We start from the raw sequence: 13,151 nt of genomic DNA on the forward strand, positions 1-13,151 counted from the left end.
CCCCAGCAATTATTGTAGCTTATTCATACGGTCTATCGGACTTATTATGGTCGTAATGCGAATACCGTAGTTTTCATCGATTACGACAACTTCTCCCTTGGCAATGAGCTTGCCGTTAACCAGCAAATCAACCGGTTCACCAGCTAATTTATCCAACTGGATTATGGCACCTTGATTCAACTCCAGTATCTCTCTTATGCTTTTTTTGGCCTTTCCCAATTCTACCGATACGTCCAGAGGAACATCCATAATGAGATCGAGATTCTGGGGGCTATGGATCATATCGCTCTCCTGCAGGGGAGCAAATTGAACCGGCTGAACAGCAAATTGTGGCCGGGTATTTATTTCCCGGGGACTTTGTACAAAAGCCTGGCTATAGATTGCTTCTTGCGGTGGCGACGGAATTGCTGTTTCCGCCTGGCGGGGGGCAGCAACTGCCGCTGCTTTTGTTTCCGGTAGCGACATGGCAGGAGGTTCTTCCATTACCGCTTCAGCGCTGGATTCCTCAGCCGTACTCCCCATAAGTATGGACATTATGTTTTCCACTGCCTCCATGGGAATGATCTGCATGATTTCACTGTTAATCAGATTCTCAATCTCCATCTTGAATTTTATTTTAACCACATCATGGAAATTGGTCGACAACTGCAGGGACTCTTTTCCCATATCTATGACGGTCAATTGCGGCGGCGCAATATCAATCCGCCGGTTAAACATGGAAGATAGGCTGGTGGTGGCCGAACCCATCATCTGATTCATGGCTTCCCCCACTGCGCTCAACTCCAGGTCTCCCAAGCTTTTACCTTGGGCAGATAGACCATCTCCCCCCATCATCAGATCGGCTATAATGGCAGCATCGTTCTCCTTGATGACCAGAACATTGGTTCCCGTCAATCCCCGCGTATAACTGACCTCCACTACCACAAAAGGCAAAGGATAAAGCAACTGCAATTCTTCCGGATTGGTAACCGATACATCAGGGGTTGTTATGGATACTTTCTGGCGCAGCAGGGTAGACAGTGTGGTAGCAGCCGTTCCCATGCTGATATTGCCTACTTCTCCCAGGGTATCCTTTTCAAAATCACTCAGATTTATGGAAGAAGTGGAGACAGGCTCGCTGCTGCTGTCCATAGTATCCGTACCGGAGGAACTTCCCCCGGTCAACAGGGCATCTATTTCTTCCTGGGATAGGATTCCATCATTCATTCACTTTCCTCCTCTACAATCCCGGTAACCTGTATTGCCATCCGGTTGGCAAAAACTCCAGGCTTCCCAAGAAATTTAGCTCTATTACCTATAACAATATCTAACTCCTGACTGATATTCCGATTCAGGGGTATGACATCTCCCACCGACAAAGCCAGCAAATCTCTCACCGTTATTACCGTTTTACCCATAACTACCTTGATAGGAATAGTGGTATTTTCCAACTTGGTTCTTATAGCCGCAATATTAGCCGGCGACCTCTCCTGGGTGGCAGTCGAATAATAATAGTGTACATTTAATTTATCCAGGATAGACTCCAAAACCAGAAAAGGTATACAGATATTTATCATCCCCATCACATCACCCATTCGGGTCTCCAGAGAAACAATTATCATAATTTCCGTAGGTTGAACCAGTTGGGTAAACTGGGGGTTGGTCTCCACCCGTTCCAGGGAAGGCTCAATCTGAATAATGCTCCCCCAGGGCTCTTCCAGGTAATCCAGCATCCGCTGGGATAAACGCTCAATCACCGTCTGTTCAATTTCCGTAAGAGCACGAGCTTTGCTGGGAGCATAGCCCGGTCCTCCCAGGAGCCGGTCTAAGAAAGCAAATCCCAGGTTGGGGTTAATTTCCATTATAGCACTGCCATGCAGGGGATAAAGAGAGAAAATATTGAGTATGGTTGGGTTAGGTATGGAACGAATAAACTCCTCATAGGTCAGCTGTTCCACCGACAATAATTCCACCTGCAAGGGAACGCGCAACTGCCCGGAAAGATAAGTCCCCAAAGTGCGAGCATAGTTTTCATATATTACTTGCATGGTATGTATCTGATCCTTGGAGAACTTATTGGGTCTGCGAAAATCATAAACCTTAACCTTGCTTTTCAGTTCTTCTTCCTTAAGCAGGTCAGCATCAACCGAACCATCGCTCAAGGCAGATAATAAGGCATCTATTTCCGATTGAGATAAGACCTCACTCATTATAACCCCCCTTAAGGTTTAAGCATCGGAAGAAACTGCGGAACAGTCTCAACACAGCGCTGTAACGAGGTGTGGGGTTAGAGCCCGCCGCCTGTTTTGTTAATAGGCGAGCACTTGGCAGGGAACATATTTCACCTCGTTATAACTTTACCATGAACTCTAGATGCGAATTATGAATCATTAATTATAATAGCAGTTTTAATTATTACAGAGTTTAAATGTATCTAGTTATTCACCAATTAATAAAGATATTCTTTCGCCGATTATTGCATAATAAAGTCAGTAAAATATACATTCAAAACGGTATTAGCACCAATCTTGGCATTCAAATCGTTTTTTATCTCCGCCTTCAGGTTGTTTCTATTCCTGACATCCAGATCAGCCACTGTTTTGGCGGATATAATACTTAGGATACTGTCTTTTATCACCGGCATATACTGGGTAATCTTCTCCTGGGCTTTCTTGTCATCTGAGCCAACTTCCACGGTGACCTTCACCTTTAAAAACCTTTGTCCATTAACATCATTGATGTTGGTGGTGAATTCCCCCACTTCTACCAGGTTCCCGGTCATCAATTTTCCCGCGCCTTCTTGCTTGGGCATCAACGGTGCCATGAGGCTCTTCATAAGAAAATATGAGCCTCCCACTGCTACCACGAATACCAACAAGCCGATAATAATCAGCTTCATGTCGATATTGATATCCAACCTGGGCTTTACTTCGCTATCTTTTTCGTCAGCCACAACTCTACCCCCTGTCCGGTCTATTTTTTCAAGTTGGTAAATGAACGTTTCCTGAATCTAATTATTTCTTCCCGGATTTGCCATATCCTCTCTCTTACAACAAATTTTTTCCCAGTATTGAGAGTAACCACCGTGTCCGGGGTCTCTTCCATGAGTTCAATCATGTCGATATTTACCATAAATTTTTCGCCGTTTAAACGGGTCAGGTAAATCATAATTATAAAGAATCCTTTCGTAAAACCCTAAAACCGAATGAAATTATTTCTAAAAAGACTTTCTAATACATTATATTCTCTCTCCGGGAGGACTAATCCTCCCGGAGAGAGTGTTTATCAGCGTTTGAGATTAACCAGTTCTTGAATCATCTCGTCGGAGGTGGTAATTATGCGGGAATTAGCCTGAAAGCCCCGCTGGGTAACAATCATGTCGGTAAACTCTTCCGATAAATCTACATTGGACATTTCCAGGCTGCTGGGAACTATCTTCCCCATGCCCGACTCGATCGGCGGATTTATCCTCGCTTCTCCCGAGTTGACTGACTTCTGGAAGATGGTTCCCCCTAATTGGGCGAGACCCGCCGGGTTCTGGAAATTAGCCAGGGCCACCCGGGCCAGGTCCCTGGTTTCACCATTATCATAAGAACCTCTGATGACACCATCAATACCTACGGTATAACCGGTCAGGGAGCCTTCTGGATAACCGTTTTGAGATATCTCGCTAAACGAATTACCGGCAAACTGGGTCATAACGGAAAAATCCATTTTAAATACAATGTCCTCGGCCGCCACAGGAGCACGGTTAATGGTCAAGATAAACGGGTCCAAATCCGGAGTTCCCCCCACAACCCGGCCTTTATCATCAAACTGCAGGTTGGTTAGCCTGATAATCTCCGCACTGCCAGCGCTCATAGTGGCAACCGGAGCTGTGGTATCCAAGTCCACGCTTTCAAAGCCGGTGCTGGCACTGTAGCCAGGCGCCTTTTCGAACAAGGGATTATTAAGCGACATATCCACCGCCCAGCGGGAAACCCGTGGAGGGCCTTCATCGATTTCGTATTTAAAGAAACGGTAATATATGGTTTCCTTGTTGCCATGAGAATCAAAGACTTCTTGCGCGGTAATGATTGACTGTTGATCCGTTGGATAATAAACATCCACCGCCGGAGGCACTATGTTCGCCACACCGCCGGTAAAACCTGTATTATAGGTGGTAACTGTCATAGCAGCCCCCGGGTCGGCATTAAAACCTATATCATAAGTGTTGGTGCCACCGTTCCAGGCTACTGCTACCGGGGTTGCAATTCCCAGAGCATTGAGTGCGTTTTGGATATTGGTGGCCGTAGCAGCTTCATTGGCCCCTACCAGGATCATATCCGTGGTTTGGCCTCCCAGGGTAATAGTGAATCCCCCATCCTGAGTTCCCCCTCCGGGAGTGGTGGCAAAAGCCAGGGTGGCATTCTGGGTGGTTCCGCCCACAGTGGGTGCACCTCCATCAAAGCCCGGGTTCGGGCCAGCAGTAACCGTAATAGTGGGAACATCAGCTGTGGCCAGGGTCCCTTGCAGCCTTATTTCGTACTGTTGACTGCTGTCATTCCAGTTCACCGCTATATTGCCCGCTCCCACATTGGAGAGATTCTCCAAGGCTACCCGCATGTTGGCCGCCGTGACCGCGCTATCAGCACCTACGGCTATCCAGCCCGTGTTCTGCCCGTTATAGCTCAGGCGAAAAACCCCGCCCTGGGCTCCTCCATTTGCAACACCAAAGGTCAGGATATGGGCGGAAGTGGCTCCCATCTCCCGGTTGCCCACCGTTCCTGCGCCACCGTCAAAAGCCGCCGCAAAGGGATGCACCTGTATGACCTGCCCCGGGTCACTGGTGAAAGCTATATCATAAGTGCTGGTTCCGACGTTCCAGGTCACCCCCGCCGTGGCTCCAACGGCATTCAAAGCGTTTGCAATATTGGCAGCTGTGGCATTTTCATCTGCTCCTACCAGAATGGCCCCGGTGGACTTGTTGCCCACCGTGATGGTAAATCCCCCACCCTGAGTTCCCCCTCCGGGAATGGTGGCAAAAGCCAGGGTCTGGTTCTGGGTATCAGCTCCGCCATAAACCGGATTCCCACCATCAAATGCTGCTGCCGGACCCGCTTCCACCCCAATCAAGGGTACTCCCCGCGAGGCCAGGTCTCCCTGGAACTTGATTTCATAGAAATTGTAGGTGGGATTCCAACTCACCGCCACATTGTCCTTTCCGATGGAACCCAGATTTTCCAGGGCTTTCTGTATATTGGCCGCGGTAGCGGCAGGATTAGACCCTACTTTTATCCATTCCGTGTACTGCCCGCCAAACTCCAAGCGGAACTCCCCTCCTGCAGCCCCCCCATTAGGATTGGTGGCAAAAGCCAGGGTCTGTACCTCGTTGAAAGGGGTTTCCGCATTCAAGTTGCCGCTGAATATCATTTCCCGAGTAGCCTGCGGGGAACAGGTCTTAAAGCTTGCAATATTAATGGGTATTCTCCTGCCGGGCGAAGTGTCCATGCTCCAATCCCCGGTGACTGGATCAATTGTAGATATCCAGCCTATCACATTATAGCCATTGGAGTTCACCAGCTTGCCTCCAGTATCGAATTCAAAGTTTCCCGCCCGGGTGTAATACTCCTGCTTGCCATCGCTAATTATAAAATAACCGTTGCCATCGATTCCCATATCCGTAAGTTTATTAGTAGCTGTGGTTGGTGCCCCGGTATGAATCTGGTCAATACTGCTTACCGACATCCCCAGGCCAATACCCATAGGATTAGTACCTCCTCGACCACTGGAATCATCAGGGCGAGAAGCCCCTCTCATCGTCTGGTAGAGGGTGTCCTGAAAGACCACCCGGCTCTTTTTGTAGCCGGCGGTATTGATATTGGCAATATTATTGCCGATTACATCCATTCTGGTTTGATGGTTTCTTAATCCCGAAACCCCAGAATACATGGAACGCATCATATTTTGCATGACCTCCTTGCTAATTTTTTAGCCAGGCCGGAATAGAATAAATTATCCAGAAACGCTTCTCTCATTCCGCATCCCCCAAGGCTTCCTCTAAAGAGGTCCAGCCTTATACTATTACGGCGCTGTCAATATTGGTAAATATATTTTCTTTTAGATGCTGCCCGTCCACAGCGGTAATTACGGTATTGTTCTTGATGCTTACTACCAGAGCCAGATCCTGCATCAGAATCAAAGAATCGCGGGCTCCTTTTTCCCGGGCCTTATTCACCGCATTCTGGATATTGTTCATATCCACTCCGCTGAGTTCTATGTTCCGGGACTGCAGCCTTTCCCGCGCATGCTGGGAGAACTTAAGTTCACCGGCCAGTTTCTGGGTCAGAACCTGATTAAAACTACTCCCCGCCGGTGACTTAACGGCTTTATCCTGCTTGCTTGGTGCTGGCTGTATTACTGTTGATGGAGGAATAAATATCTTGCTCGTCAAATTAACCATCCTCTCCGAGGGACATGGAATTCTGTATTTTGAGCAGGATGGCCAGAATCTGCTCCAAAAGGGCATCACTGTATCCCACATTTACTGCTCCCAGCTTACTGATCTTGTCCACGGTGATTTCCTTATCGTCTATAAGATAATACGGGACTCCATCACGGAAAACTACTCCTGAAATTATGCCGGTACTGGACTCACCCGACTTGGGATCGGCATAAACCACTTCCCTTCCCACCATGGCAATGCTCTGCTGCATTACCAGACCCGGCAGGATTCCACTGTTGAGGCTGGCGGAAAGGTTGTTAAAACTGCTGTTCAGATTGGTCATCTGCTCCAGGGCACTGAAATTAGCCATCTGAGAAATAAATTCCTTGTCTTTGACCGGCTCTATCGGATCCTGGTACTTGAGCTCGGTTAAGAGAAGTTTTAAAAAATCATCCTTACCCAGACCCTTATTGATTTCTTTGCTGCTTTTGCCGCTGCTCTGGGTTTCGTTATTCAGCCAGGGAACCGTTTCCCACTTAATCTGGCTGCTGTCCATATTCTCACCTCCTAAATAAGAAAATTCATACTGCCATCTGCGGCTACACCATAAGTTTCACTTGAGTTTATCAGCCCGGCTTCCGCTTCATCCCCGGCGCTGCTTGCCTGGTAAGCATCAACGCCCGATCCGTTGTAATTATAGCGTGAAGAAAAGCGCGGCTGCTCCCACAAATCCTGGCGGCTGCCCTCAGAACCATCGAATAACCCTCCGTTGCTCAACTGCACATTGACTTCGGTTTTTTCCACTCTGATCCCCTGGGTCTCCAGGCTTTGTCTAAGGCTGTTAAGATTGCTTTCCAGCAGGTGCTTGACTTGATGGTTTTCCGCAATAAACCTGGCGGTCAGCAGTCCGTCCTCCAGCACCAGCTTGATGGTCATCCTTCCTAGAAACTCCGGGTGCAGCTGAATCCTCATCTCCGATGAGTTCTGTCTTATCATTAATTCAGCCTTTTTAACCACTTGTTCCATAAACTTTTCCGGAATAAACTGCATCCTCTCCTGAACCGGCCTGGAACCAGGCTTGCTATTATCTTCTGCCACGATGCTTTCCGTTTTTAGCCCGGACAGCACTTTGCCCTGTTCTTTGCCTTCCTCCGGTTTGAGCTGCTCCTCCTCCAAGTGTTCTGGCGGCGTAGCTTTTTCTCCTTCTTCCCCGGGCTGCGGCAATTGTTTCGTCATTGATTCCACTTCCCGCGCAAAAGCCGCGGTGGCTGGCCGGGGAACCGCTTCCATCCTGGGTGGGGCCTTAGCGGCCTTATTTTCCCCTTCATCTTCACCGGGAGAAGCTGTAGACTCAAGCGCCGACAGGGATTCACCAGCTTTATTGCCTTGCCTGTTTGCCAGCAATACCTCCAATGCCGCCGGGTCAAGAGCTGATTTTTCCGGTATTCCGGCAGCCCGGTTAATAAACACCGGGGGAGGGGGGTTTCCTCTGTTATGAACACTTCTTTCTGGTCCTGCTCCTTCTTGCGCCTGGCCTCTTTCCTCACTTGATGCTGCATCTCGGCTTAGATTCTGCTTGTTCCCTCCGTCCTGCTGGTAAGTACGTTCGGGTCTGAATGACTCCCGTAACACAGCGGCATCTTCTCCGCTCTCGCTTCCCGGCCCATCCTCATAAATAGAGGCAACGCTCGGGGTGTCGGCCATGGGGGAATTCTGGCTTGCCGCAAGCACTTCCGCCTTGCTTAAAGGCTTTGCTCGCTCTCCCGCTTCGCCCGTTGTCTCCACAGAACTCATTAACGCAATTAAACTTTTCTCTGCCGGCACTTCCTCCACTACTGGCCCAGCTTCGGCAGCCTGGCTGAATAACACATCTTCTGCCATCGCGATGCCGTCCAGCTTGCCCTGCTTACAGTTCAGGCCCCCCTCTCTGGACTCCTCCAAAATTAAGCCAGTTGCTTGAAGATTACCGGGCAGCCCATCCTCATTAGGCATCGCTAACGCTATTTGAGAGTCGGGGTGTACTGCCAATGCCGATAATAGGCCGGTCTCGCCGGTAGTATAAGCATCAGTTTTGTTTAATTCACTGTCAATGAGGGGGGGTGATTCCGGGGCGCTGATTTCCGCCGGAGCCATAGACCCTGTACTCGCATCAGTTGCCGGCTCCTTCAGCGGAGGGGTAAAAGCCTTACAAACCTGAATTGCTTCACTCTGGGTTGGTAAATCGTCCTTCCTCTGGCCGGCATTATTTAATTGTCTTTGAAACAGGCTTATGCTGCTTCGGTATGATGACGGCTTTCCCGGCAATGCGATGTGGGCGGTGTTCTTCTTTCCGGCTTCAGGTATTGCGGCCAAGATAGCCAATCCTGTCAATTTATCACCTCCTTTACTGGTTGTACCCCCGGCGGGGTCAGGGCTAGGCATAATTTTCCAGGGCCCTTGCCCAGACCTCACCCCCCGGATTTTCAGGTTCAGGGTACCGCCACCAGCATTTTCTTGCTTATCCGGGCCGCTCTGGCAGCATCCATATTCTGCATCAATTCAGCCACCGTATCACTTTCCATCTGGCTGAAAATCCCTATTACATCCTCATCATCCAGGCGGGATAGAATATCAGCCGCTGTTTTGGCCTTCATTTCACTGAAATAGGTAGCCATGTCCTTGTAGGCGGACGATCGGCTTTCCTGCTTGCTTTTCAAGTCCAGTATTTCACTATTGAGCTGAGCAATCTCCTCTTTAAGATTATCGTCTTCCTGCTCACTAAGTTTGAGCTTTTTCTTTAAATCAGCCAGGCTCTTTCTGGTTTTTTCCATCTCCTCTGCTTTATCCTCCAGGGTCTGGCTTAATTTCTGGTTCTCCGCCATGGCCCTGTCCTTTTGCTTCAAGATTTCTTCATACTGAAGCCGGGAGACCTGTTCCGCGCTCCGGGAGACAAAATCGCCCATGAGAGGCGCATTTTTTAGAAAAGCCGGGGCTGAAAGCAGGTTTAAATAGAGCAGGAGGTAATAGCCTCCGCCCAGCAACAGCAAAAGTGATAAAAGAATTAATAAAAATTTTATTTTTTTCAATATTCCTGTCATAGATTGAAATACTCCCGTTTTAATTAATTTTTAGAAACTTAGGCCAGATCCCTGCGAAAATGATTGTTGATGGCTATTTCATCAATAATCTTTTGTTCCTCCTGTTGGAGTTCCCAAAGGTATTCCTGCCAGGCCCTCTCTTTTAATTTTTCCAGGGTACTGGTTTCCCGCTTTCTTTCCAAGAGCAGAACCCGGGCTTCTTCCACTCTGGCTTCGGCCTGGGACAAGTTTTGTTCTGCCTGTTCTATCTGCATTACGATTACGGGAACGAATTCTCTTTTAAGCAACAGGGCTTGATACTCTTGAGCTTTGCAGCTGTCCTGCCTTATTTCTTCTTCCACTGCCAGCAGCCTTCGCTCCCGGTACAGCAATTCCTCCAGCAAGAGCTCACGTTCCTTAAGACGGCTCTGCATTTCTTCCCAGGCTATTTGTTCCTGGCGGGTGCAAATCTCCAGTTTGGTCTGCAATCTAAAACGAAATGCTTTCATTACGGCTCACCTCTATAGACGAACAGCTTCTTCCAGGTCTTCCAAAGTGGTGGTGATATTAGCTTCCTCGTAGATATCCTGTCGAATAAAGCTCCGGCATTTGTCAATCAAAGCCACAGCCTCATCTATGCGGGGATTGGAACCCTTCTTGTAAGCCCCGATGTCAATGAGGTCCCGGGCTTCTTCATAGGTGGCCAGTATACCCCTGAAGCGGTTGGCGTTTTTGATATGTTCTGGAGATGCAATATCAATCATAACGCGACTGATGCTCTGCCCCACATCAATAGCCGGGTAGAGATTCATGGCCGCCAGGCTTCGGCTCAAGGCAATATGTCCATCCAATATTCCTCGTACCGCGTCAGTTATGGGTTCATTCAGGTCATCACCCTCCACCAGCACGGAATACAGTCCGGTAATGGTTCCCTTTTCTGAAGTACCTGCTCTCTCCAAGAGTTTAGGCAGCATGGCAAACACTGAAGGAGTATAGCCCCTGGTAGCCGGCGGCTCACCAATGGCCAGGCCAACTTCACGCTGAGCCAGGGCAAAACGGGTTACGGAATCCATCAAGAACAGCACATCTTTGCCCTGGTCACGGAAGTATTCGGCAATACTGGTAGCGACAAAAGCACCTTTTAATCTAACCAGGGCCGGCTGATCCGATGTTGCTACTACTACTACGGATTTTGCCAGACCTTCTTCCCCCAGGTCCCGCTCCAGAAACTCCCGGACTTCACGCCCCCGCTCTCCAATAAGGGCAATAACATTGATATCGGCGTCCGTATTGCGGGCAATCATCCCAATCAAGGTACTCTTCCCCACTCCACTGCCTGCCAGTATCCCCATTCTCTGGCCTTTGCCTATACTAACCAAACCATCGATGGCTTTTATCCCCACCTGCAAAACTTCAGTAATACGTTTTCTTTTCAAGGGACTGGGGGGTTGGTTGATTACCGGGTAGGTAGTCTCGGACTTTATCCTGCCTCTGTCGTCAATCGGTTCACCCAATCCATTAAGAACCCGGCCCACCAGTTCCATTCCCACTTGAACCCTCAGAGTAGCTCCGCTGGCCAGCAATTCGCTGCCCGGGCCAATACCTTCCAAATTGCCCAGAGGCATGAGCAGTATCTTCTTATCTTTGAAACCAACTACTTCCGCCGGAACCAGCTGGCGATCGGAATAATTGGTTTGTAAAAAGCAGAGTTCCCCCATTCTTACCCGGGGGCCGGCAGCTTCAATGGTCAGGCCGATAGCCTGGGATATCCGGCCTTTAAGCTGGCAGGTGGTGGTTTTGTCCAGTACATCCAAGTATTTTTCCAACGGAAGAGCAGGCGCTTTATTCATCGGGAGCCACTTCCTGAATGGCTTTTTCCACGCTGGCAATCCTGGTTTCCAGGCGGGCATCGACTGATCCGGCATCGCTCTCCAGGATACATCCACCTGCTTGTATACGTTTATCGGGTGTGACCTTTAACGGGATTTCATTACTTCCAATATCGGTAAAAGATTCGCTTTGCATTACCTCCAATACCTTATCTACTTCCAGGGGATTGACATAGGCGGTTACGTTTTGGGGGTTGTCCAGGTAGTTGAGGCCTTCCCGGAGAATATTGATAATCACCCGGGGGTTGGTTTCCAGTTCGCCTCCAATTACCTTCCTGGCTACTGCCATAACCAGGCGCACCATATCGGCTTCACTGGAATTCATTATCTGAATCTTGCTTTGCCGGGCTTCCTCCAGTATCCTCTGGCTTTCTTGCATTGCTGACAAGCGATCGGCTTCAATTTCCTCCTGGGCTTTTTTGAGACCGCTTTCATATCCTTCTTTTCGCTTGCTATCCCAAAGTTCTTCAGCCTCTTCCAGGGCCTGTTGCCGGATTACTTCAGCCTCTTCCAGGGCTTCGGCTACTATTGTTCTGGCTTCCTCCCGGACATTTTCCAGCAATCCCCTGACTATCTTTTCATTTTCGTCAACTATTCTTTCAGCCTCCAACTGCAGTTCTTTCAATTCCAGCTGTTTTAAGGCTATGTCATTGCTCAGTAAATCTTCCTCACTGAATTCTTCCGCTGCCTCTGGTTTTTCCGCCTCTGCCTGCTTTTTTAATTCATAGATGGCAGTAAGATCTATTACCTTGGGCTGAAATAAGAGCATATTCGAACCCTTAATTACTTTAGACAATTACCTCATCTCCTCCGCCTCGGGCTACCACTATCTCACCAGATTCCTCCAAACGGCGAATAATATTAACTATACGCTGCTGAGCTTCCTCCACATCCCGCAATCTTACCGGTCCCATGAATTCAATATCTTCACGCAGCATATCCGAGGCCCGAATGGACATATTGTGGTAAATCTTCTCGGATACCTCGTTGCTGGCACCCTTTAAGGCCAGGGCCAAATCCTGGGATTCCACTTCGCGCAAGACTCTTTGCACCGAACGATCGTCTATCATGACAATATCCTCGAATACAAACATCAGTTTCTTGATTTCTTCTGCCAACTCGGGATCCTGCACCTCCAGGGTTTCCATAATAGTCTTTTCCGTACTTCGATCTACTCGATTTATAATCTCCACCACTGCCTTGACGCCACCGGCAGCAGTCAATTCCTGTGGCGCTATGGAAGACAGCTTGCGTTCCAGAATCCTTTCCACTTCTTTGATTATTTCGGGTGAAGTGGTATCCATTATGGCTATCCTCTTGGCTACTTCCGCTTGTCTTTCCGGAGCCAGAGCTCCTAAAATAACAGCGGCCTTTTCCGCATCCAGATAAGCCAATATCAAGGCTATGGTCTGCGGGTGTTCGGACTGAATAAAGTTCAATAAATGGGAGGGTTCTGTCTTGCGAATAAAATCAAAAGGACGAACCTGCAAAGAAGAGGATATCCTCCCGATAATCTCCATGGTCTTTTCCAGGCCGTAAGCCTTTTCCAGTACTTCCTTGGCATAGTCTATTCCTCCCTGACCAATGAACTGGCTGGCCAGGCACATTTCATAGAACTCGCGGAATATTTCATCCATTTTCTCCGTAGGCACTTTACGAACATTGGCTATTTCCAGGGTTAACTGTTCGATATCTTCTTCATTCATATGCTGGAACAGCTTAGCTGACTTCTCCGGACCCAGAAATATTAAAAAGTTTGCCGCTTTTTGCTTACCGCTTAGACTAGTCTTAACTGCCAGTTGT

At 48.6% G+C, this 13,151-nt stretch carries 13 protein-coding genes; all 13 read right to left on the reverse strand.

What is annotated here, in order from left to right; all coding sequences use genetic code 11:
- Positions 1-9: 9 nt before the first annotated feature.
- The 13 genes from fliY to fliG all read right to left on the reverse strand — a co-directional run bounded on the left by fliY (position 10) and on the right by fliG (position 13,147).
- Positions 10-1,206, reverse strand: a complete 1,197-nt coding sequence (fliY, locus tag AWB54_RS06575; RefSeq protein ID WP_061213811.1) for a flagellar motor switch phosphatase FliY — start codon at positions 1,204-1,206, stop codon at positions 10-12.
- On the reverse strand, positions 1,203-2,189 hold the full coding sequence (fliM, locus tag AWB54_RS06580) for a flagellar motor switch protein FliM (RefSeq protein ID WP_061213812.1): 987 nt from the start codon (positions 2,187-2,189) through the stop codon (positions 1,203-1,205). Before fliM ends, fliY begins: the two co-directional genes overlap by 4 nt.
- A 263-nt stretch (positions 2,190-2,452) precedes the next feature.
- Positions 2,453-2,932, reverse strand: a complete 480-nt coding sequence (locus AWB54_RS06585) for a flagellar basal body-associated FliL family protein (protein ID WP_061213813.1) — start codon at positions 2,930-2,932, stop codon at positions 2,453-2,455.
- A gap of 20 nt (positions 2,933-2,952) precedes the next feature.
- The gene (locus AWB54_RS06590) at positions 2,953-3,147 is read right to left on the reverse strand and encodes a flagellar FlbD family protein (RefSeq protein WP_061213814.1); all 195 of its coding nucleotides are present in this window, start codon (positions 3,145-3,147) and stop codon (positions 2,953-2,955) included.
- Positions 3,148-3,264: 117 nt separating this feature from the next.
- A complete protein-coding gene (locus AWB54_RS15680; RefSeq protein ID WP_061213815.1) occupies positions 3,265-5,922 on the reverse strand; it encodes a flagellar hook-basal body complex protein in 2,658 nt (885 codons plus the stop codon).
- A 112-nt stretch (positions 5,923-6,034) separates the two neighbouring features.
- A complete protein-coding gene (locus tag AWB54_RS06600) occupies positions 6,035-6,421 on the reverse strand; it encodes a TIGR02530 family flagellar biosynthesis protein (RefSeq protein ID WP_061213816.1) in 387 nt (128 codons plus the stop codon).
- Entirely contained in the window at positions 6,414-6,959 is a 546-nt protein-coding gene (locus tag AWB54_RS06605) for a flagellar hook capping FlgD N-terminal domain-containing protein (protein ID WP_061213817.1), read from the reverse strand. The genes AWB54_RS06600 and AWB54_RS06605 overlap by 8 nt, the downstream gene beginning before the upstream one ends.
- Positions 6,960-6,970: 11 nt before the next feature.
- On the reverse strand, positions 6,971-8,773 hold the full coding sequence (locus AWB54_RS06610) for a flagellar hook-length control protein FliK (protein WP_061213818.1): 1,803 nt from the start codon (positions 8,771-8,773) through the stop codon (positions 6,971-6,973).
- 98 nt (positions 8,774-8,871) lie between these two features.
- Complete coding sequence (locus tag AWB54_RS06615) at positions 8,872-9,480, reverse strand: MotE family protein (protein ID WP_061213819.1); 609 nt, start codon at positions 9,478-9,480, stop codon at positions 8,872-8,874.
- Between the two features lie 38 nt (positions 9,481-9,518).
- Positions 9,519-9,968, reverse strand: coding sequence for a flagellar export protein FliJ (locus AWB54_RS06620; protein WP_061213820.1), 450 nt, complete (start codon positions 9,966-9,968; stop codon positions 9,519-9,521).
- A 12-nt stretch (positions 9,969-9,980) separates the two neighbouring features.
- Positions 9,981-11,309, reverse strand: a complete 1,329-nt coding sequence (fliI, locus tag AWB54_RS06625; protein WP_061213821.1) for a flagellar protein export ATPase FliI — start codon at positions 11,307-11,309, stop codon at positions 9,981-9,983.
- Entirely contained in the window at positions 11,302-12,144 is an 843-nt protein-coding gene (locus AWB54_RS06630; protein ID WP_061213822.1) for a FliH/SctL family protein, read from the reverse strand. Before AWB54_RS06630 ends, fliI begins: the two co-directional genes overlap by 8 nt.
- Positions 12,137-13,147, reverse strand: a complete 1,011-nt coding sequence (fliG, locus tag AWB54_RS06635) for a flagellar motor switch protein FliG (RefSeq protein ID WP_061213823.1) — start codon at positions 13,145-13,147, stop codon at positions 12,137-12,139. Before fliG ends, AWB54_RS06630 begins: the two co-directional genes overlap by 8 nt.
- Between the last annotated feature and the right edge of the window lie 4 nt (positions 13,148-13,151).

Source organism: Syntrophomonas wolfei subsp. methylbutyratica, from assembly GCF_001570625.1.
Classification (GTDB): Bacteria; Bacillota; Syntrophomonadia; order Syntrophomonadales; family Syntrophomonadaceae; genus Syntrophomonas; species Syntrophomonas methylbutyratica.